General features: G+C 47.2%; 23 protein-coding genes and 2 tRNA genes. 12 read left to right on the top strand and 13 right to left on the bottom strand.

Annotation, left to right across the window (positions count from 1 at the left end):
* Positions 1–118 precede the first annotated feature (118 nt).
* From AC1S5B_RS22875 to AC1S5B_RS22865, 3 genes are read left to right on the top strand one after another with little or no spacing between them, the layout of a single operon-like run.
* Positions 119–1,102, top strand: a complete 984-nt coding sequence (locus tag AC1S5B_RS22875) for a metal ABC transporter substrate-binding protein (protein WP_482037976.1) — start codon at positions 119–121, stop codon at positions 1,100–1,102.
* Between the two features lie 9 nt (positions 1,103–1,111).
* Positions 1,112–1,897, top strand: coding sequence for a metal ABC transporter ATP-binding protein (locus AC1S5B_RS22870; protein ID WP_482037975.1), 786 nt, complete (start codon positions 1,112–1,114; stop codon positions 1,895–1,897).
* Entirely contained in the window at positions 1,888–2,733 is an 846-nt protein-coding gene (locus AC1S5B_RS22865) for a metal ABC transporter permease (protein WP_482037974.1), read from the top strand. The genes AC1S5B_RS22870 and AC1S5B_RS22865 overlap by 10 nt, the downstream gene beginning before the upstream one ends.
* Before the next feature lie 602 nt (positions 2,734–3,335).
* On the opposite strand, the gene AC1S5B_RS22860 is transcribed toward AC1S5B_RS22865, so the two are convergent.
* The 3 genes from AC1S5B_RS22860 to AC1S5B_RS22850 form a co-directional block, all read right to left on the bottom strand.
* Positions 3,336–3,407 (bottom strand) — tRNA-Val (locus tag AC1S5B_RS22860).
* Positions 3,408–3,475: 68 nt separating this feature from the next.
* Positions 3,476–4,054: an Npun_F5749 family FMN-dependent PPOX-type flavoprotein gene (locus AC1S5B_RS22855; protein ID WP_482037973.1), complete on the bottom strand. Its 579-nt coding sequence runs from the start codon at positions 4,052–4,054 to the stop codon at positions 3,476–3,478.
* On the bottom strand, positions 4,055–4,768 hold the full coding sequence (locus tag AC1S5B_RS22850; RefSeq protein WP_482037972.1) for a M48 family metallopeptidase: 714 nt from the start codon (positions 4,766–4,768) through the stop codon (positions 4,055–4,057). It abuts the gene before it with no gap.
* 159 nt (positions 4,769–4,927) lie between these two features.
* Between AC1S5B_RS22850 and AC1S5B_RS22845 the strand changes: the two genes are divergently transcribed.
* The gene (locus AC1S5B_RS22845) at positions 4,928–5,593 is read left to right on the top strand and encodes a GNAT family N-acetyltransferase (protein WP_482037971.1); all 666 of its coding nucleotides are present in this window, start codon (positions 4,928–4,930) and stop codon (positions 5,591–5,593) included.
* 58 nt (positions 5,594–5,651) lie between these two features.
* Here the strand turns inward: AC1S5B_RS22845 and AC1S5B_RS22840 are convergent, their stop codons facing one another.
* Positions 5,652–6,560 carry a Uma2 family endonuclease gene (locus AC1S5B_RS22840; protein WP_482037970.1) on the bottom strand — a complete coding sequence of 303 codons (909 nt, stop codon included), beginning with the start codon at positions 6,558–6,560 and terminating at the stop codon, positions 5,652–5,654.
* 99 nt (positions 6,561–6,659) lie between these two features.
* Here AC1S5B_RS22840 and AC1S5B_RS22835 point away from each other — a divergent pair, with 99 nt between their 5' ends.
* Positions 6,660–9,062 (top strand): C2 family cysteine protease, encoded by a 2,403-nt coding sequence (locus AC1S5B_RS22835; protein WP_482037969.1) that lies wholly within the window; start codon positions 6,660–6,662, stop codon positions 9,060–9,062.
* 221 nt (positions 9,063–9,283) lie between these two features.
* On the top strand, positions 9,284–9,667 hold the full coding sequence (locus tag AC1S5B_RS22830) for a hypothetical protein (protein WP_482037968.1): 384 nt from the start codon (positions 9,284–9,286) through the stop codon (positions 9,665–9,667).
* Positions 9,668–9,681: 14 nt separating this feature from the next.
* Here the strand turns inward: AC1S5B_RS22830 and AC1S5B_RS22825 are convergent, their stop codons facing one another.
* Complete coding sequence (locus AC1S5B_RS22825; protein ID WP_482037967.1) at positions 9,682–10,359, bottom strand: SOS response-associated peptidase; 678 nt, start codon at positions 10,357–10,359, stop codon at positions 9,682–9,684.
* Between the two features lie 143 nt (positions 10,360–10,502).
* Between AC1S5B_RS22825 and AC1S5B_RS22820 the strand changes: the two genes are divergently transcribed.
* Positions 10,503–12,827: a Tex family protein gene (locus tag AC1S5B_RS22820; protein WP_482037966.1), complete on the top strand. Its 2,325-nt coding sequence runs from the start codon at positions 10,503–10,505 to the stop codon at positions 12,825–12,827.
* A 58-nt stretch (positions 12,828–12,885) separates the two neighbouring features.
* Here AC1S5B_RS22820 and AC1S5B_RS22815 read toward each other — a convergent pair whose 3' ends face one another.
* A complete protein-coding gene (locus AC1S5B_RS22815) occupies positions 12,886–13,563 on the bottom strand; it encodes a glutathione S-transferase family protein (RefSeq protein ID WP_482037965.1) in 678 nt (225 codons plus the stop codon).
* A gap of 306 nt (positions 13,564–13,869) precedes the next feature.
* Between AC1S5B_RS22815 and AC1S5B_RS22810 the strand changes: the two genes are divergently transcribed.
* The 3 genes from AC1S5B_RS22810 to AC1S5B_RS22800 all read left to right on the top strand — a co-directional run bounded on the left by AC1S5B_RS22810 (position 13,870) and on the right by AC1S5B_RS22800 (position 16,569).
* A complete protein-coding gene (locus AC1S5B_RS22810; protein WP_482037964.1) occupies positions 13,870–15,867 on the top strand; it encodes a GAF domain-containing protein in 1,998 nt (665 codons plus the stop codon).
* A 138-nt stretch (positions 15,868–16,005) separates the two neighbouring features.
* Positions 16,006–16,077 (top strand) — tRNA-Thr (locus tag AC1S5B_RS22805).
* A gap of 186 nt (positions 16,078–16,263) precedes the next feature.
* Positions 16,264–16,569, top strand: a complete 306-nt coding sequence (locus AC1S5B_RS22800) for an Arm DNA-binding domain-containing protein (RefSeq protein WP_482037963.1) — start codon at positions 16,264–16,266, stop codon at positions 16,567–16,569.
* Between the two features lie 505 nt (positions 16,570–17,074).
* On the opposite strand, the gene AC1S5B_RS22795 is transcribed toward AC1S5B_RS22800, so the two are convergent.
* From AC1S5B_RS22795 to AC1S5B_RS22780, 4 genes are all read right to left on the bottom strand, one after another.
* The gene (locus AC1S5B_RS22795; protein WP_482036601.1) at positions 17,075–17,797 is read right to left on the bottom strand and encodes an IS1 family transposase; all 723 of its coding nucleotides are present in this window, start codon (positions 17,795–17,797) and stop codon (positions 17,075–17,077) included.
* 151 nt (positions 17,798–17,948) lie between these two features.
* Positions 17,949–18,506, bottom strand: coding sequence for a signal peptidase I (gene lepB, locus AC1S5B_RS22790; protein WP_482034891.1), 558 nt, complete (start codon positions 18,504–18,506; stop codon positions 17,949–17,951).
* Positions 18,503–19,054 (bottom strand): thermonuclease family protein, encoded by a 552-nt coding sequence (locus AC1S5B_RS22785; protein ID WP_482037962.1) that lies wholly within the window; start codon positions 19,052–19,054, stop codon positions 18,503–18,505. Before AC1S5B_RS22785 ends, lepB begins: the two co-directional genes overlap by 4 nt.
* Complete coding sequence (locus tag AC1S5B_RS22780; protein WP_482037961.1) at positions 19,051–19,614, bottom strand: hypothetical protein; 564 nt, start codon at positions 19,612–19,614, stop codon at positions 19,051–19,053. The genes AC1S5B_RS22785 and AC1S5B_RS22780 overlap by 4 nt, the downstream gene beginning before the upstream one ends.
* 192 nt (positions 19,615–19,806) lie before the next feature.
* Here AC1S5B_RS22780 and AC1S5B_RS22775 point away from each other — a divergent pair, with 192 nt between their 5' ends.
* Positions 19,807–20,571, top strand: a complete 765-nt coding sequence (locus AC1S5B_RS22775) for an IS1 family transposase (protein WP_482034382.1) — start codon at positions 19,807–19,809, stop codon at positions 20,569–20,571.
* Here the strand turns inward: AC1S5B_RS22775 and AC1S5B_RS22770 are convergent.
* On the bottom strand, positions 20,564–21,487 hold the full coding sequence (locus tag AC1S5B_RS22770) for a hypothetical protein (protein WP_482037960.1): 924 nt from the start codon (positions 21,485–21,487) through the stop codon (positions 20,564–20,566). The two genes, AC1S5B_RS22775 and AC1S5B_RS22770, sit on opposite strands and share 8 nt — an antisense overlap.
* Positions 21,488–21,513: 26 nt before the next feature.
* On the opposite strand from AC1S5B_RS22770, the gene AC1S5B_RS22765 reads away from it, so the two are divergent.
* Positions 21,514–22,236, top strand: coding sequence for an IS1 family transposase (locus tag AC1S5B_RS22765; protein ID WP_482036601.1), 723 nt, complete (start codon positions 21,514–21,516; stop codon positions 22,234–22,236).
* 18 nt (positions 22,237–22,254) lie between these two features.
* Here AC1S5B_RS22765 and AC1S5B_RS22760 read toward each other — a convergent pair whose 3' ends face one another.
* The gene (locus AC1S5B_RS22760; RefSeq protein WP_482037959.1) at positions 22,255–22,419 is read right to left on the bottom strand and encodes a hypothetical protein; all 165 of its coding nucleotides are present in this window, start codon (positions 22,417–22,419) and stop codon (positions 22,255–22,257) included.
* Between the two features lie 120 nt (positions 22,420–22,539).
* A partial coding sequence (locus AC1S5B_RS22755; RefSeq protein ID WP_482037958.1) for a hypothetical protein occupies positions 22,540–22,830 on the bottom strand: 291 nt, incomplete at its 5' end.

Here is a 22,830-nt window from a genome sequence, read left to right as displayed (position 1 = left end):
TTAGTCACCCTGTCCCACTGCCTAACTTAGTCGTTCATCCCTAAGTTTTTTCATAATTTTTTCATTATTATAAGAGTATGCTACCTGCCTTAAAATGAAAGGATTATGAAACGAAGATATGAAGCGCAAGTTTAGCCACACTTGGCAGGCTGTCATCACCCAAAATTCCTGCATGGGATTAGGGCTGCTCGGTCTTTGGTTGGGCGGCTGTTCTCCCCAAACTTCCCCACCCCAACCGAATACAACCGCCAACTCACAGCCGACCCCAACTCCACGGGATCAAAAAAAGGTGGTGTTGACAACCTTCACCGTACTGGCGGATATGGCGCAAAATGTGGCGGGAGATAAGGCGATCGTCGAATCGATTACCAAGCCAGGTGCAGAAATTCATGGCTATGAAATCACGCCAAGCGACTTAGAACGAGGTCAGAGGGCTGATCTGATTTTGGAAAATGGCTTGAATCTAGAACGCTGGGCAACCCGGTTTTATAACAGTTTGCCTAAAGTTCCTCATATTACTCTCAGCGAGGGCTTTCAGCCTGTCAACATTGCTGAGGATGCCTATCAAGGAAAGCCCAATCCTCATGCCTGGATGTCGCCTAAAAATGCTTTGATCTACGTTGAAAATATTCGTAAAGCCTTGGGAAATCTTGATGCGGCTAACGCGGCTACTTATGATGCCAATGCCAAAGCTTACAGTCAGAAAATTCGGGTGATCGATAAAAAACTAAAACAAGCTATTTCAGCGATTCCTTCTGATAAACGCTACATCGTCAGTTGTGAAGGGGCATTCTCCTATATTGCCCGTGATTATGGTTTAAAGGAGGTTTATATCTGGGCAGTGAATGCCGGACAGCAAGCGACTCCTAAACGAGTAGAACGGGTCATTAATATGGTCAAAGCGAACCAGATTCCCGCCGTTTTTTGTGAAAGCACCGTTAGCAATGAGGCGCAGCTTCAGGTAGCAAAGGAAACAGGCGCGAAATTTGCCGGTATCTTTTATGTCGATTCTTTATCTCCTCCTGAGGGTGAGGCATCAACCTATCTCAAGTTACTGGAACATAACGTTAATACTTTGGTAAAAGGACTACGAGGTCATTAAAGAAACTCTATGAATGAGATTGGCATTGATATTGAAAATGTGACGGTTGCCTACCATGGCAAGGTGGCATTACACAGCGCCTCACTGCAACTCAAGGCAGGAACCATTTGTGGGTTAGTCGGGATGAATGGGGCAGGCAAATCGACGTTGTTCAAGGCAATTATGGGATTTGTCAAGCCTACCAGCGGCAAAATTTCAATTAACGGGTTATCAATTCCCCAAGTGCAAAAAAGTAATCTCGTGGCGTATGTGCCTCAGTCGGAGGAAGTGGACTGGAACTTTCCAGTAAGTGTTCACGATGTGGTGATGATGGGGCGCTATGGCTATATGAATCTGCTACGAATTCCCCGATCGCTCGACAAACAAGCCGTCCGAGAAAGCTTGGAACGGGTGGAAATGTGGCATATGCGCGATCGCCAAATTGGGGAACTCTCCGGCGGACAAAAGAAACGCACCTTTTTTGCTCGAACATTGGCGCAACAGGGAACCGTTTTGCTATTGGATGAGCCGTTTGCTGGAGTCGATATCAAAACCGAAAAAATGATGATCGACCTACTGATCGACCTCCGGCAAGCAGGACATACGATTTTGATCTCCACTCACGACTTGGCTTCTATCACCACATTTTGTGATCAAGTCGTGCTGATTAACCGAAGTATTCTTGCCTATGGCGATACCTCGGAGGTGTTCACCGAAGAAAATCTTTCCCGTACTTTTGGCGGCTCGATTGGTGATTTTTCATCTGCTAAAAATCGACCGGCTCAACGCAATCCAGAGGAGCAGTCATGGATTTGATTCAATGGTTTGTCGCACCATTACAGCACGAGTTTATGGTGAAAGCGATTTTGGTCAGTGCGTTGGTGGGGTTAGTGTGTTCTGCCCTGTCTTGCTATATGACCTTGAAAGGGTGGGCATTGATGGGGGATGCCGTTTCCCATGCGGTGCTGCCGGGAGTCGTCATTGCTTATATCCTAAATATTCCCCTTGCGATCGGTGCGTTTGTGTTTGGAGTGGGTTCTGTAATCGCGATCGGCTTTATTAAATCCAAAACTCGCGTTAAAGAAGATACGGTGATTGGCTTAGTATTTACTGGTTTTTTTGCCTTTGGTATTGTGCTGATTTCTAAGACCACCAGTACAGTCGATTTGACCCACATTTTGTTTGGCAATGTCTTAGGCATTTCGGATTCTGACATTATTCAGACAATCATCATTAGTGTGATTACGTTGGTGACGTTGGCAGTTTTACGCAAAGATTTAATCTTGTTTTGTTTTGATTCTATTCACGCTCGATCCATTGGCATAAACACTGGTGTTCTTTACTATATTCTCTTGTCTTTGCTATCGCTAACTGCGGTTGCTGGACTTCAAACTGTCGGGATTATTTTAGTCGTCGCTATGTTGGTTACTCCAGGAGCAACGGCGTATTTGTTAAGCGATCGCTTTGATCATATGGTGCTAATCGCCATGGCTTCAGGCGTATTTTCTAGCGTCATGGGAACTTATATCAGCTATCACATTGACGGCTCAACAGGCGGCTGCATTGTGGTTCTACAAACATTACTATTTGTCATCGCCATGATTTTTGCCCCTAAACATGGATTGCTGCTAAGTCCAGAACAAAAGTTGTAGGAATTGCAAAAAGTCGGAGTGGTTAGAGGATGTTTTAGAAGTATTGAGGGGTTAAATTTCATGCCAACCGCCTGAGCATGACACGGATCATCGCGAGATAGATAAAGGTCTCTGATGCTTCTGGCAATAATTCATAGTCTCGCTGTGGCTCGGCACCGAAAGCCTTTTGGATGGGTTGAGATCGCCGTTTCAGGGTAGGACGAATCGAAAGCGATCCCTTACAGACTTAGCTAATTGAGACAAGCCTGGTTGCGATCGTCTTTTGCGTTCTAGTCAGATTAGAAGTGTTACTTCTAATCCGTTTGAAAATACTTAAGTACTATAGATTTTCCTTGTCAGAGCTAAATTATGAGTTTTTTAGTCTATATTTACTACTAAGGTGAATTGAAAGGCGCACTTCCTTCATTCAAGATCAACAGCTTGCTAATTTGTTGTCCTCGAATTATCTTGGCGAGCCAAATGCTCGATGACATCAAAGTGTTAACGATAGATAGAAAGTACCAGACGACAAAGAACGTCGTCAACGACACCAATCTGGTAATGACGACACTGGCTTGTTATCGATGACAAATAAAGCGTTATGTGACAAGTATTTGAGAGGATGGGCGATACTGGATTTGAACCAGTGACCCCTTCCGTGTGAAGGAAGTGCGCTACCACTGTGCTAATCGCCCGTAGAAAACAAGTTATTTTGTTTACTCTCCCCACAATAGCTGAAAGTGGTGAAGTTTTAGTCAATTTTTTATGGATTAACTGATTGCATTGACCAGCCAAGAGGGGCGCTGAAGGAGTAAATTGATCGATTTTGAGGGTCGCCTCTTAATTCAAGGTGATCAACATAGGTCGGATCTAGCAGTAGCAGACAAAAGTGAGGTGAAGGGGTGATGGAGGAAGGCGGAGGAGGGGTAGACTCAGAGTCTTCTCTAGGCGCTCCAGGATCCGACCAGGAAAATTGAATTCGAGCAGAATCGGAGAGTTCTTGCCACGATCGCGTTCTTGCCTCAAACAAATCTGTATCTAGGCAGGTTTCACGAATTAGGGTAAGTTGTCCAAAAAGACGAAACTGCTCGCGAGTTTTGGGAAAATACCAACACGCTTCGCCATCAGCGTTCTGATCAATTTGTTCTGCTTTTTCACTGCGAGCATCGGTGATGATTTTCAGTTGATTGGTGTTGTCGAGAAAGCCTCGAAAAACAACCGTGCGATTTGCAGGACAACCATCGACCCGAATGGTTGCAAGTTGAAAGTAGCGCGCATAAACGAGAGAACGGTTACGGTGGAGCGCACGAGCCAAGGGCGATCGCCAAGGAGCCAACGTCATTTATTGCTCCATCCACCAGGGAACCAGATATCGGGCATCTCGGAGCTTTGCATCAAGCGCTTTGTAATTAGGCTCATAGACACTAACAAGTGTCCAAAAATCGCGGGAGTGGTTGAGGTGAATGGTATGACAAAGTTCGTGAATCAGGACATACCTCACAACGGATGGGGGCAAAAACAGCAATTTACTATTGAGGCTAATCGTTTTATGGATTGAGCAACTGCCCCAAATTGTTTTTTGTTGGCGGATAGATATGCCCTGAAAGGGCAGCACTAGATCCTGACTGATACTGCGGAGCCAAGGAGCAAAATGAACACGGGCTTTGTGAGCGATCCACTGCTGCAAGATCGCCTTGCAATTGTCTACATCTTCAGTATCGCCCTGTAGAAGGAGTTTGGAGCCAGCGTATTCTTTTGCTCGAATACCCGATTTCTGATTGGAAGTATACTCAACTTGCCAATTTTCAGCGATCGCCTGAAGCGCAATGCGTTCGGGGCGATCCGCTAAAACATCGGAACCTGCAAGTGCTTGCTGATTCACCATTCGACGAGTGACCCGTTCGATCCAGCTTTGTTTTTGCTGAAGGATTTCGGGAATGCGCTTTTGATCAAATCCCTTTGGGATAATGACCTCTAAGTTTCCCTTAACGGACATTTTTAAGGAAACGTGTTTTGCTTTAGGGCTTTCACGAACACTATATTCTGGCGACATCATTCTGGCGACATTTCAAATTGTGAAGTAACGGCGCTACCCACCCATAATGCCCTAAATAATCAGCTTCTCCTATAAAAATTCTAAAAATAATGCAGAGTTTTTCCCAGCTTAAACAACGTCATTTGAGGGAGCAAACCCTATAGACTTAAGAAAGTCACTATGGGCGTGAAATACATGCTGCTTCAGCCTTTAATTAGCAATCTAACGTTGCGTCGGGCGATCGCAGCCGATGGAATCTGGGCAGCCCCGCTTCTATTTTCAATTTGTCCTGCTCTATTTAGCTACATTTTTGCTACTTCTGCTGAACAGGCTCAAGATATTTTGCAGCAGGCATTTGTTTATCCTAGTCATTCGTTTAGCTATGAGCATACCTACGTTGTAGAAATTCAAGAGCAACCCGTAGGGCTAATGATTGGCTATCCCGCAGTTATTAAACGGCAAGCGGATGAGAAAGTGCATAGTGTGATGGCACGCATAATCCCTCTGAGAAAACTGCCAAAAATTTTGGTCAATGGTGCCGACTTTAATCGGATTAAGCAGGATATTTCTTTGCAGGATTATTATCTGCTAGGTGTGGGCATCTTGCCAGACTTTCGCAACCAGGGATTAGGAACCTACCTATTAGCTCAAATCGAGGCTGAAGCTGAAGCAGCTAAGTGTCAAGCAATTTGCTTAGATATTACGTATATCAACACTCGCGGACGTAAATTTTTTGAACGAAACGGCTATTGCATCACGCTGAGTAAAACAACCGATCGCTTCGAGCAATTTACCCGCTCAGGCGGCATTCATCGCATGACTAAACATTTTGTGGAACCAATTTGACAGCGATTGATTGATCCAGCATTTGAGCATTAGGGTGATTAAGCACCATGAGTTTTGCCTATGGACTTTCGGGGTCGATGCCTAGTTCTCGGAGTTTTGCGGCAAGGCGATCGGCGCGTTCCGCTTCCTGGTTCGCCCGTTCTGCTTCCTGATTTGCCCGTTCCGCTTCCTGATTTGCCCGTTCCGCTGCCTGATTTGCCCGTTCCGTTTCCTGATTCGCTCGTTCTTCACCCATCAACAGCAGATTGCCATTGAGATCCCACCAGCGCAGCCAAGGTAATTCCATATTTTGGTAGGTGCCGTTCCAAATTCCCAGTTCAATTCCTAGTTGGGGAATGGGATAGTGTCCGCGATCGCTCATAGGAACTCGCTGAAACTGATTTTCAACATAATGATAAAGCTCAATACTTGCTTTTTTCACTTCATAAATGCCATAGAACGCTGGGCGAATCACCTGTTCATAGACCCAAAACTTGCCCGTCCAAGGCGTTTTATCCCGCTCTTCGGAACCATCGCCAGAAACAAACTCCAGCAGCAACAGTGGCGCAATATGTTCTCGCCACAGCACATAAGAGCGACGCGGTTGCCCATCCAACGTTGCGGGCACGTTGGGCACATAGAACCAGTCGGGCGCTTCGGCTCCGCGTTCTGGCGGGTCAGTCATGCGCCAGTAAATACCAGAATCTTGTCCAATGCAAAAGTCGCCCTCTGGATGTAAGGCTTGCAACGTTGCCCAAATCGATTCTGTGAGGAGAATACTTTGGGGATACTCCTGAAAGTTTTTCACAAAAGTGCCATCGGAGTCGGGAAGTTGGGTGTGGTCTGGAAAGGCAGCCCCAACATCCGCAGAAAAAGAGGTGGTGGTCATGGCAAGCAACGCCCTTGGGTTAGCCAATTGCTTCTTATTGTATGGGTGATTTGAAAAGAATGCCGATTGCGATCGCGATTCACAGATCAAACACTGCATAAAACATGAATGGGCAAACGTATGGATAAGTAGAGCGAAATATGCCAGTGATTCACAAACTGGATACCGCTTCAACTATCCTTTAGCCCCCTTACTATCATGTTTGCAACTTCTCAAGACCAAGCTCAACTGAATACTTTCGGAACTTCTCGCCTTTCGGCTCCTTTACCATCTGATGCTTTGGTGCCCCAAAACAACACAGGGTACGGATTAGCCGACACTAACACCAATCCATCCCTTATGGTTGGCTCCAGTGCCCCAATCACCGCTGTGAGTAGCTCAGCCGCATCAATCAATTCAAGTCTTGTTCTCAGTCCTATCTACATTACTGATAACACCCTCGGTACTGCCACAAATCTGGGTAGCCTCAGCAACATCATCACACGCAATGGATCAGTGGGCAGCACCGACATCATCGACTACTACCATGTGAATTTAACAGGTTCTAGCCTTAACCTGACCCTCACGGGCATGACTGCCGATGCTGACTTGCAACTGATTCGGGATTCTAACAGCAATGGCATTGTAGATTTGGGTGAAGCGATCGCCGTTAGCAACCGGGGCAGCAGCAGCGACGAATCCATCAACCTGCATGGATTAGCGGCTGGCGATTACTTCATTGGAGTAAAACGCTATTCTGGCAGCACCAACTATACCTTACGTCTATCGCCTGACTTCAAGAGTAACCTGCTTGCCACAGAAAACAACGTGGGTACGCTGATTGGCAGTCGAACCTTCACCAATCCTAGCTCTACTGAAGGAGAATCCGTCATTCGTCGGAGCGGCATTAGTTCCACCGATACATCTGACTATTACCGCTTTAGCATTGGCAGCATCCGTAATGTCTCCCTTGGATTAACCGGAATTGGTGCCGGTACTGACTTGGATATGCGTCTAATCCGTGACTACAACAGCAATGGCGTGATTGATGCTGGCGAAGAACTCGCATCCTCAAATCACGGCTCTAACTGGAATGAAGCAATCAATAAAAACCTGGAAGCAGGCAACTATTTTGTCCAGGTGAACCGCTACAGTGGCGCTTCTACTTACAGCCTGAAACTATCTGAAACGGCTCCTCAAGTGAGGTTTACGGTCAACCAGGTGATTGCAGGAAACAACCCCGACTCCGGCTTGTTTGGCGATAATGCCGACTACTACGCTCGAATTACGGTGAATGGCACAACCACTACCACTGGCACGGTTAGTAACGACAATAATATTTTGCCCAACTGGCAAGTTACGCGAAATGTGAGCAGCCGCTACGTCAACATTACGGTGCAACTGTGGGATCGAGATGGTGGTTTGGCAGGTGCCGACGATCGCATTGATATCGACTCTAGAACTGGCTACCGAGATTTGGATCTAACTTATGACCTAATCACAAACCAAGTGACAGGCGATACCAGCGGATTGGGCGGTCAGCGGCTATCGGTGAGTGGTGCAGGAGACGGCGATCGCGCTTCCATGTACTTCACGATAAACAGTGGCGACTGGTATAACCTGAACCTGGATGATGCTGATGTCATTGACCTGACCCGTAGCTTTGCGGCAGATGGCACCCTCGATCGCAAAGACATGATTGAAATTCTGCGCGATACCAAAGACGGCGGTGTTATCGATTCTACCGAAGTGATCGATCTAAGACGCATCGTTAGTAGTCTTGGCTACATGATGCCGGGTTACGTCAAAAATCTGTCTAACAAGATTGTCAACAGTGATCCGGCAAACTCCCGATCTGGAATTGGCAACCTGTTTGCAGGCAGCACAAGCACCCAAATGGAACGACTGGTTGGCAAATGGTTTTTGGGCAACGATCGCCCGGATGCAGCGGCTGGCTCTACCTATCGCTCCGTCAGCGGATCTCTCTTCCAAGGTGGCGCAAGTCGGAATGACATAAACCAAGGTGGCGTGGGCGACTGTTACTTTGTCGCAGCGCTGGCATCGGTAGCAGACAACAAAGTTGGCTACATCAACAATATGTTTATCGATAATGGCGACAACACCTACACCGTGCGATTCTTCCGGAATGGCGTAGCGGATTATGTCACCGTAGATCGCTACCTGCCCGTGAATGCTAGCGGCAACGCAGTCTATGCAGGCTGGAATGGGGGTTCCTACACTGAAACCAACAATGAACTGTGGGTCGCCCTCGCAGAAAAAGCCTATGCTCAACTCAATGAATCCGGCGGGATTGGTCAAAACAACACCAACACCTATGCTGGAATCGATGGTGGTCTATCTTACCTACCAATGCAGCATCTCACTGGGCTTTCTGCCTCAAACCCTGGCACTTCCGCCAGCAAAGCAGACATCATAGCCAAAGTAAATTCCAATAATCTTGTTTGCTTTGGGCGACAAGGACACGCCTATGCGGTCACTAGCTACAATGCTTCTACTGGTGAGTTTCACCTACATAACCCTTGGGGACACAGCCACCTAGATCTCACCTGGGCACAACTACAAAGCACCGCTAGCAGTGGATGGCACTTCACTAGCACTTGATCGTCAATCTCGTTAAACGCTTTTCATTAGTGCCTTTCATAAATGCAATAGGGGCAGATGGGCATCTACCCCTATTCTTTCTCGACAAGGAACCTTTCTCTACAAAGAATCCCGTTATGCAAGTCAGACTTATCAAAGCTTCATTTCTACTTATTGCAGGATCGATCGCCGCAAGCTGCACTCAATCTTTATCACACCAACCTTCACTCACCCTTACTCCTATGTCTCTCACCTCTGACGTACTCATCAATCAAGTGACCTTACAAGTCCGCGAAGAAAAATTTCCGCCCGATGGCGTTGCGCCTAAAAGCGATCGCGAAGTTGGTTTTGCAGATGTATTTTTATCAATTGAAAATCTCAAACAGGAGCAGATAAGCGTCGTTGTTAAGCAGATTCAAATTCTCAACGCTTCAACGAACCAAGTTCAATTGACAACACAAAGCCCTACCGAAATTCATTTGCATCCCCTCGAAAATTCAGTTAATGATTTTCATCTGACGAACCAAACTGGGTTTAAAGGAAGTAACACCCTGAAAGCTATCATCACCTATCAAGTTGGCAATCAGACTCAAACTATAGAATCAAAGCCGGTTGAAGTGCAGTAATAGTCTAAGCTGCTCTATTCCGCTTTAAGTGGCTCAATACACTCTGGGCGATCGCTGATTGCCCGGTTCACCACTTTACTCACCGGATAGGATGCCATTTCATCGGCTGGATAAGGACGCAACAGCGGCAACAGTTTGGAAGCCACATCCATACTTGGATCGAGCCACTGATCATAGTCTTCTGGGTGAAGCATCACAGGCATCCGGTTATGAATTGGGCTTAACACCTCATTCGCCTCGGTCGTCAAGATGGTACAAGTCTCCAGAATTTCGTTTTGGGGACTTTCCCAATGCTCCCATAAACCTGCAAATGCAAAGGGCTGATCATTTTGTAAATGAAAGAAATGGGGCTGCTTGCCGCTTTCGACCCGCTGCCATTCATAAAAGCCATCCGCCACAATTAAACATCGACGATGGCGAAACGCCGCCCGAAACGAGGGTTTCTCTGCTACTGTTTCGGCGCGTGCGTTGATCAGCTTTGCGCCCAAACTGGCATCCTTTGCCCAGAAGGGAACCAGCCCCCACTGAAACACCCGAAACTGTCGCTGGGTTGTTTCTGCTGGCTGAGTCACCGCTGCAATCAATTGAGTCGGCGCGATATTGTAGCACGGCGGCGAGTCGGGCACAAAGCCAAGCTGAAATTGGTTCGCGATCGCGTCCGCAGAGTGCCGTTGAGTAAATCGTCCACACATAAAGAGATAAAAAAGAAGATAGAAAAAAGAAGATGAAAAACTGTTACCTGACACCCGAAATCAGAAACCTAGCACTTCCCATATCCTTTCTCCTCTATCATAGGAAACACCCTGCCTCAGGGTAGTCTTTCTTGCGATAGGTCATGGTAAACATTTCTCAATTGTTGGCAGCAGAGCTTTCTCTACAGGCGTTTCAGGTGGCGAATGCGCTGGAGTTGCTGGCGGAGGGGGCAACGGTGCCGTTTATAGCGCGGTATCGCAAAGAGCGCACGGGAGAAATGACGGAAACTCAGTTGCGAGACTTGTTTGAGCGATTTGCTTATGTGACGGAGCTAGAGGAGCGCAAAGGGTCGATTTTGGAGGCGATCGCCCAGCAAGGTAAGCTCACCGAGGATCTGAAAGCCAAAATTGAAACCTGTTTGCAAAAGACGGAACTGGAGGATTTGTATCTGCCCTATCGTCCCAAGCGTCGTACCAGAGCCGCGATCGCCAAGGAAAAAGGCTTGGAACCGCTGGCAAATTGGATTAAATCCCTGAATACGCCTGTGGCAAAGCCGCAATCTTTAGAAGAAGAGGCTGTCAAGTATGTTTCGAGTGAGAAGGGCGTTGAGGCGATCGCGGATGCCTTAAGCGGAGCCGCAGATATTTTGGCAGAGGAAGTGGCAGAAAAAGCGACTCTGCGCGCCTACCTGCGTAACTTTTTGCTAACGACTGGACTGTTTACCTCGCGGATCAAGGGTGATCATCCTGAAGGTAGCACCAAATTTGAGATGTATCGTCAATATCAAGCTTCGGTCAAATCAATTCCTTCGCATAACTTGCTGGCGCTTTATCGCGGTGAAACTGAAGGTGTCTTGACAGTCGCGCTAGATTTTGATGAACAGGCGGTTCAGACCTATTTAGAATCTCAAGAAGTTCATACGAAGCAATCCGCAATCCGCAGCTTTTATCAAGCCATGTTAAAGGATGCCTTTAATCGCTTGATGAAAAATTCTTTGCTGTCTGAAGTGCGAACGATCAAGAAACAGGAGGCGGATATTGAGTCGATTAAAACTTTTGAGGCAAACCTACAAGAACTGTTGCTGTCATCGCCAGCGGGAATGAAACCAACTTTGGCTATCGACCCCGGTTTTCGCACGGGTTGCAAAGTCTCGGCACTCGATCAAACAGGCAAGTTTTTGGAATATCAAACGATCTTTCCCCATCAATCTGCTAATCAACGAAATCAGGCAGCGCAAACGGTGAAGCACTTGATTGAAGAATATAAAATCGAGCTAATTGCGATCGGGAATGGCACTGCGGGGAGAGAAACCGATGATTTTGTGAAAGAGGTGCTTAAAACTCTCAATAGAACTCCGATCGCGGTCATGGTAAATGAATCAGGAGCTTCAATTTATTCCGCTAGTCCAGTGGCGATCGCGGAGTTTCCTGATCAAGATATTACCGTGCGCGGAGCTATCAGCATTGGTCGCCGTTTACAAGATCCCCTCGCTGAACTGGTAAAAATTGATCCGAAATCGATCGGGGTAGGGCAATATCAACACGATGTTGATCAAAAGCTGTTGAAAAAGAAGCTGGATGATACCGTAGAAAGCTGCGTAAATTATGTGGGCGTAGACTTGAATACTGCATCCAAAGAACTGCTGACGTTTGTGTCTGGAATTAGTCCCGCGATCGCTAACAACATCATCGCCTATCGCAATGAAAATGGAGCCTTTCGCGATCGCCGTCACCTGCTGAAAGTCTCTAAACTGGGACCCAAAGCCTTTGAACAAGCCGCTGGTTTTTTGCGAATTCGCGATGGCAAAAATCCTTTAGATAACACCGCCGTTCATCCTGAAAGTTATGCGATTGTAGAAGCGATCGCGGCTGACCTCAGCTTACCCCTAACTCAGATTCATCAGTTCGCCGAAAAGCTCAAAACCGTTGACCTTAAAAAATATATTACTGAAACCGTGGGCGAACCGACCCTGCGCGACATTGTGGCAGAACTGGAAAAACCCGGCAGAGATCCCCGCGCTGAATTCAAATACGCCACTTTTATGGACGGCGTGAAGGAAATTGGCGATCTGAAAGTAGGGCTAGAACTGGAAGGCGTGATTACCAACGTGGCAAACTTTGGCGCATTTGTGGATATTGGGGTGCATCAAGATGGCTTGGTGCATGTCTCCCAACTAGCGGATCGATTTATCAGCGATCCGACCCAGGTGGTGAAAGTGGGACAGGTCGTGCAGGTGCGGGTGTTGGAAGTAAACGAAAAACTCAAGCGGATTAGCCTGTCGATGCGATCGGACTCAAGTGAAAAGTCCGCTGACCCTCAACCGCAAGCTCCTGTAAAAGACCGCGATCGCGTCCCAGCAAAACCCCAACCGCAAGCCAAACCGCAGCCACAAACCCAGCTTAAACAACATCCGACATCACCTACCCTGCAAGATCTACAGGCTAAATTTGGCAAAAAGCGATCATAATGCGTTTGTTCATGGTGCGTTTCGCTACGCTTAACACACTCTACGCGATCGCCATTCTTCATTCGCCATTCTCTAAACCGGGAGGCAAAGCCTCTCCACAGCGATAATGCACTTCCACAATCCGATCGAAGAGCCAGGGATAGGTGTGACGATAATCGGGAATTCGGGCAAGCGGACTGAGCAGAGCCGCCGCCGCAATATCTGCCACGCTAAACTGATTGCCGACCAAGTAAGGCTGTTTCCACCGATGCGCCAGTTCTGTTAAGGCAATCTCTAAGCGTTTAGCTGCTAAATCTACGGCGATCGCGTTAACACCATACTGCCATCGCACCACTTGAATGACTAACTGGCTCGAAAGAGAGGGATCAAGCGATTTGCCTTCCCGCGATCGAAACTGATAGTACACAAACCGAGCCGCAACGCCAATACTTTCATCCAACCAGTCCTCTAACATCTCCGCTTGGGATTGAAGAGCGGGATCAATTAACTCATAGGATGGCTCTGGCTGATAGGTTTGCAAAAAGCGAAGGATTTGAGTGGAGTCTGCGATCGCCCTGGGTAACCCTTCCTGCTCCGGCAGGAGAACGGGTAGCGTTGTTAACCCAGTTAGTGGTTTCAACCGTAGGGCGTGTAATCCCGGTGTTAGGTTTTCGACCGTGTAAGGGATTTGCTTATAACCCAATGCCAATCGAGCTTTACGGCAATAGTGCGAGGTACTAAACTGAAGTAGCTTCATAAGGTCAGCGTGAGAGAAGGGATGAAGAGATTGGCAACCCTTAAACAGTATTGCTGAGGTTTTACGGTCGCTATTTAATAAATTGAGGGTCTGATAACATCGGTTTGATAGCTTACACTACAAATTAGATCAGAAATCATCCAGATGATGAAGGGTAGTGTCTATCTTAATATAGGTCAACTGTGGATCAAGCCTGCTTTTTTAGAAATAACTATGGGTTTTTTGTCGATCGCCGTGCCTTTTTCTGATCGTCTGAAGTCTAGATTTTCATTCAACCGATTCTGGCTACCTCGATCTCACAATACAATGCTGCGACGAGTCGTTGATCGAATCCGCACGTCGTTAGAACTAAAAGTCGTTTTGCAAACCGCCGTAGATGAGGTTTCCGATTTATTGAAGGTCGATCGCTGTAGTTTTTTCTGGTATTTTCACGACACGCACCGAGTTCAAATTATTTGCGAGAGCGCCCCATCTAGAAAGTCTGGGATTTCTGCACCCCAATCACCGCGTAAAGCCTCTAGCTTGGGCTATTATCCCATGGAAACATTTGGCAGTTTAGCCGATGCCATTGTTCGGGGAGAACTAGTGATTAATCACGGGGCCGAGCGATCGCACATTAGCGCGTGGATGCAGCAGTTTATGCCTCGTTCCACAAGCCGCCCAAAGCCCCCAATTCTTGGCTCCATTGCCAATGTGCTAGTTCCCCTGACGATGCAAGCTGGATCAATTGGGTTTCTTGCCTGTTTTTCAGAGCAGCCTCGGCGGTGGTCAGCCGCTGAGGTAGAACTGTTGCAATCGATCGCCCAACAGCTTGAGATCGCCATTGGGCAAGCGCAGCTTTATGAGAAAAGTCAAAAGCAGGCACAGCGAGAACGGTTGGTGAACCGCATCACGGCGCAAACTCGCCAAAGTTTTGAACTAGAAACGATTTTAAGGGGCGCGATCGCCCAACTCTTAAATGCCCTTGCCATCGATCGCTGCCTGGTTCATTTAGTGGAAGATTTCAATGCGCCTGATCCCGCAGCCCCGGCAGAATATCTGAATACTTCCATTACGCGGCAATCTATCTTAAGAGAAAAGCATTTATACGAAGTTTGCCGACCGCCGTTTTTGCCATCGGTTGTAGAGTTTGATCTTAATGGTCCTATTACCCAATGGGTGATTCACAATCGTCGCCCTGTGGCGATCGCCGATGTTACTCAAGATCCCCGAATTGGGCAAAACAATTCAGAGTATCAACAGGCAGAAATCAAGTCGTCCTTAGTTGTCCCCGTGCAAGCAGGCGAAGACCTTTACGCTATTTTGTATCTTAACCAGTGTACTCAAGTGCGCTACTGGTCAAAGAATGATCAAAAACTGGCTCAAGCAGTTGCCGATCAACTTGCGATTTCGATTAAACAAGCTCATCTATATGCTCAAACTCAGCAACAGGCTGCCGCTAGCGAGGCGCAGACAAAGCACTTAGTCGAAACGCTGCATCAACTGCGACTGACTCAAACCCAACTGATTCAAAGCGAAAAAATGTCGAGTTTAGGGCGCGTGGTGGCAGGAGTTGCCCACGAAATCAACAATCCCATTAATTTCATTTCTGGCAACCTGCCCTATGTGGAAAATTACGTTCAGGATCTCACCGATTTGATCCGCACCTATCAAGAGCAATCTGATCAAAGCGTCATGCTACAGCAGCAAGGAGAAGCGATTGAGCTTGATTTTCTGCTGGCAGATTTACCCCGAATTTTAAACTCCATGAAATCGGGAGCCGATCGCATTCGCCAAATCGTTCTTTCACTGCGAAACTTTGCCCGGTTGGATGAAGCCCAATGTAAGCTTGTGGATATCCATGAAGGGCTAGAAAGCACGCTGTTGTTTCTACGCAGCCAGTTTAGTGACGAGATTCAAGTGATCCGGAACTACGGACAGTTGCCGCTGGTGACCTGCTACCCGCAGCAGTTAAACCAAGCAATTATGAACATTTTGCTGAATGCCGCTGAAGCGTTGAAGAATTGGCATGGGCAGAAAACCATCGCGATCGCAACTGATCTGGTTTCAGCTACAGCCCTTCAACCTGCTAAAGTCCGCATCGTGATTACCGACAATGGACCCGGCATTCCTCGATTGATTCAGCCCCAAATTTTTGATCCTTTCTTTACTACCAAAGAAATCGGACAGGGCAGCGGCTTGGGACTCACCGTTAGCTATCAAGCGGTTGTCAGCCAGCATCAGGGACGGTTGGAGTGTATTTCTGAGGTGGGCTTGGGTGCCGAGTTTATGATTGAAATTCCTGTGAATCAGACTCAGCCGTAGACATTGCCAGAAGAGTTCAGGAGTGCGGAGTTGGGCGTATGACTTCTACCCAATCACGGTATTGACCGAAACTATAGACTACATGCAACGAGAACAATATCGAAGCCTGTTATACTATCCTATGGATGTTAGCTATTTGCCGATGTGGCTCAGGGGTAGAGCACTCGATTCGTAATCGAGCGGTCGTGGGTTCAAATCCCACCATCGGCTTTTAACAAAAACCCTTGAAATCGCGTGATTTCAAGGGTTTTTACATTTATACAACCACTCAAATACAGTGCAAGATTTATAATTCTGTTCAAGCGTTGGGGCTTTTTAGATAGTTTTGGGTGTAATTTGGGTGTAATTTGGGTGTAATTTGGGTGTAAAATACAAGCGTACTAACAGTCTTGCATTATGTATTCCAAAACCCCTACAGGTAAAGCTTCTAAAGGAAGCGTTCAAATTCTTATTTCTAATGGACGGTTGCAGCTACGCTTTCGATTTGGAGGTAATCGACACTACCTCAGCTTGGGATATTCTGATACGCCTGTGCATCGTAAGTTGGCGGAAGCTAAAGCACGACAAATTGAACTGGATATCCTTTCAGGCAACTTTGACCAGTCCTTGATAAAGTACAAGCCTGAATCAGCTTTAAGTACGGTTACACCCAAATTTACACCCGATACATCTTCTATTCTTCCTTTGAAAGATTTATGGTGAAGCTATGTAGAATATAAAAGTCCAAACGCCTCACCTAAAACAATCAATGGAACTTATGAACCTGTAGCGGCTCACCTATCCAAATGTTCAACAGATGGATTAGAAAATGCCCTTAAATTTCGGATGGAACTCCTCCAAGTTACGACTGAGTCGCAAGCTCGTAGGACACTCATGCAACTTTCTGCTGCCTGTAATTGGGGTATGAAGCATGGACTCGTCCCCTCAAACCCACTAAATGGTATGTACAAGGAACTTGAAGCATCCAAGGCAGCTCCACCGATCTCGTTCACAGTCGAAGAGCGAGATCGCATTATTCAAGCTTTTGAAACTCATTGTGGTAAGGGAATTAACTATCAGCACTATGCCCCATTCATAAAATTTCTGTTTTGGTCAGGTTGTAGACCTTGTGAAGCAATTGGGCTGAGGTGGGGTAGCATCAAGACCGATTGCAGTAAAATTCACGGTAGTCTTTTTTGGTAAAGGATGAGGGAAAAGGGGTGCCTTCTCAACAGTTTGATAGTTGCAGGCGAATCCGTTCGTTGTAGTGATGGATGAAGTTCCAAATCGCAGCGATATGATTATCCAATTTCTTAGAAAATGACAGTGTCTTTCGCACTAATCGAGACACCCGTTGCCTTAAGGTGTTGTTGAATCGTTCGATGTAGCTCGTCAACCCTGTTTCTTTTCCAACGGCACAATGCCGTTGGCTCGGTAGGACTGCCCGATAAGCATCCCAGTAATCGGTGTAAATCACGGCGCATTGCCGATACACCCCTGGCATCGATTGCCATAAGGCTAAAGCCGAGTCTTTGGAACGATCACCGATGTGGCAACCCACAATCTCACGTGTCTCGACATCCAGTGCTAGCCACACCCACTGCTTGTTGCCTTTGTCATCCACAAACGACCACAATTCATCCATTTGCACCTTTAGTGCTCCCTTGGTCTTGGGGGTGACCTGCACCTGACGCGGCACCTCCTTGGAGCATTGGTTGACATAGCCTTGTAGCCAAGACTCTGACAACTTCAGCACACGGGCGATACCCGCCAGGGGGATCTTCTCTAACAGCAGATGGTCAATCATCGCAGTGCTGTCTTTTTTCCGAGGTTTCCACTGGGGATTTTCCACAAATTGACGACCACAATCACGGCATTTGTAGTTTTGTTTGCCCCGTCGAGTGGTGCCATTTTTCATGATGTCTTCAGACAAACAGTTGGGACAACGCAGAAAGGGAGGAAGGCTTGACATAGGCGTTGAAGATAACAGTCATTCCCTATTTTATCTATCCTTTACATAATGACACTACCAAAACTCATACTTTGTTCTTGAGGAGTGAGACGATCTGATACTTGAGAACTTTGAACCGATACCCCAACCATCATTCCACTCCGCTCTTGCGTAAAGGGTAAAACCGAAATAAAGCATGTCCCACAATATTTTGTTGGGGTACAAAACCCCATATGTGCGAATCGTAGCTGTGATTGCGGTTATCGCCTAAAACGAAATAGGAGTCTGCTGGAACTTTAACAGGTCCATAGCTGTAATCGGCAGAATTTTGCACGTATGGTTGAGTGACTTCCTGTCCGTTGATGAAAACCGTTCCTCTACTGATTGCAACGACATCACCGGGAACTCCAATTACTCGTTTGATCATGTCATCATTGAGGTTTCTTGCCTTCAATTCCGGTGGAGCCTTGAACACCACGATGTCTCCCCGTTTCGGTGGATGCAGGCGGTAGCTCAGCTTCTCCACAATCAGGCGATCGCCCACCTGCAAAGTCGGAACCATCGACTCAGAGGGAATGTAACGGACTTCAGCAACAAAAGTGTGAACTCCAGCAGCAAGCAACAATCCACAAACAGCAGTTTTGGTCGCTTCCCACCATTCATTACGATTAGAACGACGGTTGATAGGAGCAGGTTGAAGGATAGTCATGGTTGAGTGACGAAACGAGTATGGTTTTCTCCCCAAACGTTCTTGCGTTGGGCTTTGGCTTTGGCTTGCGCTTGTTGTAGCCCTTGGGTAGTTTGTTGAGACAGGTGTGGGAGTTGAGCAGGATCTAGCTTTGCTAGCCCATCCGCCAGTAGAATCTCTTGCAGCAAAGTGCCGTTTGGTAACGCGACGATCGCTGAGATCGCTCCCGGTTTAATCGGCTGAACGTTAAGCAAAAAGACTTGTGCGTTTGATGCTTTCAGCAGCAGGGCGATCGCTCCCGCTGACTGACTCTGCCATCGCTGATTGGCTGCCTGAAGCCCGATCAGTCGAACTTTAATAACAGACTTTTCTGGAGTGCGAACCGTAAGCGTCAGGTTGGACTTGAACGCGATCGCTTCCACTGTATAGGTCGAAGAATTTTGGGTTTTGGTGAACACCTGCAACAGTCCCATTTGCCCTCCTTTCATCAGCAAAACAGGAACTCCCAACTTGATTCCCAACGGCAATAGCAACATGGTTCCAAATAAAACCGCATAGCGTAACTTCATACCGATCGAACCAGCTTGTTAATGAAGTTGAACTCTTTGAGCAACACCGCTTTGATACGCTGACGCAAGGAATGGTAAGTAGGCTGACTTTGTCTGTGTCCTTCCAGAATTTGCTGCAAATCTGCAACTCCGATTTCTGCCGCAGTCAGATGTAACTCCACCCGTCGCAGTTCATCCAGTGATTGCCGTGTGCTTGGACGGCTGGACAACACCTCAATCAGGCTGTAAGCAGAATCCACATGATCACTAAGAACGTCAATCAGTGTTGAATCACTCTGCTGGTCAAACAAGTCATCCAAAGTTGCATCTGGAGAAAGTACTTTGGGGTCAACACCCAACTCGCTTAACATCGCGTCAAGTTGAGCAATCGCATCATCGTCGGTAACAAACTCGGAATTATCTACATCAGGCTGCTGGATCAATTCGTCATTTATCTCTCTAGTCAGGGCTTGCACCATCTCTTTAACCGTCGTTTTATCCTTTTCACTCAGGTCTTTGCCAAAAACAGTTTCACTCAGCAAGGTGTTGAGTAAGTTATTAATTGGAAGGTGTTGGGTCATAGCGGTAACAAATGCAAATGGTGGTTAACGATTTCACCTTATGCAATCGATCTGACTCTCGTATGGCAGCAATCGCACGGTGATCTGACTACCGCTCAAAATCGTGATCTAACCGATTTTTCTCTGGGTAGTGCTTTTTCGTAAAGGGTGAGGGAAAATAGAGCCAACGGCTTAAGTAAACCGAGATCAACCATGAAACCATACTTAATCTGTCCGAATTGTGGATCGGATGACATCATGAAAAACGGGACAACTCGCCGGGGCAAGCAAAACCATAAATGCCGAGACTGTGGTCGTCAGTTTGTCGAAGATCCCCAGTGGAAGCCCAAGGATCAAGATACCAAGGCTCTAATTGATCGGTTATTGCTAGAGCGGATTCCTTTAGCGGGGATTGCTAGAGTCCTGAAGCTGTCGGAAAGTTGGTTGCAACAGTACGTCAATCAGACCTATGAGCAGGTGCGCCAACAAGCTGAGGTGCTGCCCAAAACAACCGCAAGGTTGACGGTTCAGATGGATGAGTTGTGGTCTTTGGTGGATGACAAAGGCAATAAACAATGGGTTTGGTTAGCAATGGATGTAGCGACCCGCGAAATCATTGGGTGTCATGTCGGTGATCGTTCTGCCGAGTCAGCGCAAGCCCTATGGGATAGCCTGCCGCGCCGCTATCGACAATATGCCCGGATCTACACCGACCACTGGGAAGCCTATGCCTGTGTGCTACCGAGCAAACGACATTTTGCAGTAGACAAGGATTCTGGGTTAACCAGCTATATTGAGCGGTTGAATAACACGTTACGACAACGCATTTCACGCTTAGTGCGCCAAACTTTATCGTTCTCGAAGAAGTTAGAGAATCACATTGGAGCGATTTGGAATTTCATTCATCACTACAATCAAAAGATTCGAGAGCAATTGCGACGGGAGCAGATGGTTTCTTTTTCTCCATCCTTTACATAATGACACTACCTTTCTCTGTTAGGTCAAACTCTTCTATGCTCTGCTGTTGCAGCAACTCATCCTGTTTAAGCCGCAACCAGCTTGCCCATTCCTGAAAATGATAAACGTCTGTTGGAGTGATGCTTCCGACATCGTATAAGTGGGTCAACGTCTGTGAATCTTCGTCCAAGTGCTGCGGACTGGTAGATGCTAACTGCTCCATGCCTCGCTGCACCCAAAGAGTATCCTCTGTTGGGTCGTAGCCAATGTTGTAGTCACCCAAACCAACGATGTAGCTCTGCTGTGCTTGGTCATACTCGATCGCTTCAAAGTCGTGCCGGAACGCCAAAATGAACTCTGCATTGGCGAGGAGCCTATCTGCCAATTGCGTTTGGGGTTCCCAGTCTGGTGCTTCTGAGGAGTCGGGAATGGGCGATCGCGCTTCAAGTTCGTCCAGCCACCGATCAACCGATGCCCAAGCATTCATGTCAGCCGTCGTTAATGCAGCCCCATCTTCCCGTTTCAGGTCGTAACCGCCCGTAGTAGCATCTTGGCTGATTAGGTAAACAATGTTGTCTACCTGTACCCGGTAGAAATCTTCAGTACTCTCGGCGGCAAGTTTGAAAGTGGCTTCACCCTGATTGGCATATTGTTCAAACAGTCGAGCGGTGCTATCAGGAACCTCAACTCCAGAAGCGGCTGACTGAAGAACATCCTGCGTATCAAGCCATTGCCCCAATTCCTGAAATTCTCCAAATTGCTGGTCTGTAATTTCCTGGCTACTTTTAGCGAGAAATAATTGCTCATGCCAAGATAGGTGCCAGGAACCGTCTAGACTGACCATCGAGAATTGATCGGATTGTGGGTTATAAATTAGCGTTTTGGTAGTGCCTTTTCGTAAAGGATAGATAAAATAGGGAATGACTGTTATCTTCAACGCCTATGTCAAGCCTTCCTCCCTTTCTGCGTTGTCCCAACTGTTTGTCTGAAGACATCATGAAAAATGGCACCACTCGACGGGGCAAACAAAACTACAAATGCCGTGATTGTGGTCGTCAATTTGTGGAAAATCCCCAGTGGAAACCTCGGAAAAAAGACAGCACTGCGATGATTGACCATCTGCTGTTAGAGAAGATCCCCCTGGCGGGTATCGCCCGTGTGCTGAAGTTGTCAGAGTCTTGGCTACAAGGCTATGTCAACCAATGCTCCAAGGAGGTGCCGCGTCAGGTGCAGGTCACCCCCAAGACCAAGGGAGCACTAAAGGTGCAAATGGATGAATTGTGGTCGTTTGTGGATGACAAAGGCAACAAGCAGTGGGTGTGGCTAGCACTGGATGTCGAGACACGTGAGATTGTGGGTTGCCACATCGGTGATCGTTCCAAAGACTCGGCTTTAGCCTTATGGCAATCGATGCCAGGGGTGTATCGGCAATGCGCCGTGATTTACACCGATTACTGGGATGCTTATCGGGCAGTCCTACCGAGCCAACGGCATTGTGCCGTTGGAAAAGAAACAGGGTTGACGAGCTACATCGAACGATTCAACAACACCTTAAGGCAACGGGTGTCTCGATTAGTGCGAAAGACACTGTCATTTTCTAAGAAATTGGATAATCATATCGCTGCGATTTGGAACTTCATCCATCACTACAACGAACGGATTCGCCTGCAACTATCAAACTGTTGAGAAGGCACCCCTTTTCCCTCATCCTTTACCAAAAAAGACTACCAGCGTGTGTTCTTTACCCTGGTAGTGCAACTCATCACCTGACTGCTCCACCATTCCCCAAGATTGTGCCAAGGCAAAGGTACGCTCTAGAATCGGGCGAATTTGAGCGGCTCTTTCTCCTTGTTCTTGCAAGTTGGACATTATTTACCTCCTTTCTGTTGCTCAAGTGGAAACTGTTGAGGGCTAGATACTCTGAACCAAAGCGGCATAATCTGTAGGAGAATGACCGTAACTCCAATGGTTAGAAAGATTTCTAGTGGCTTAATACCGAGAGCGTTCCAGTTCCCAGTCGTCATCGGCTGCGATCGCACTTGATTCTGTTGTAAAGGGTTCGATCTGTTCGGTTGCACAATTTCCGTGGATGCTTCGATCTCCTGCAACACCGTCATTAAGTGAACGTCCATCGCTTCCAGTCTCCCGCTCTAGTCTTCCAGTTTCCGTCGAAGCAAAAACATCGCTCTGGGTATCGGCTTGACCCAGCGGTTCAACTCCTCGATCTGAGATGCTGTCGCTAAGTTGAGTTGCTCCGATTTCCATTCCTGCCAGATGTCC

This window comes from Leptolyngbya sp. CALU 1928, assembly GCF_056784215.1.
The sequence above is the reverse complement of the archived record's forward strand: the minus strand, read 5'-3'. Positions and strand labels throughout refer to the sequence as shown.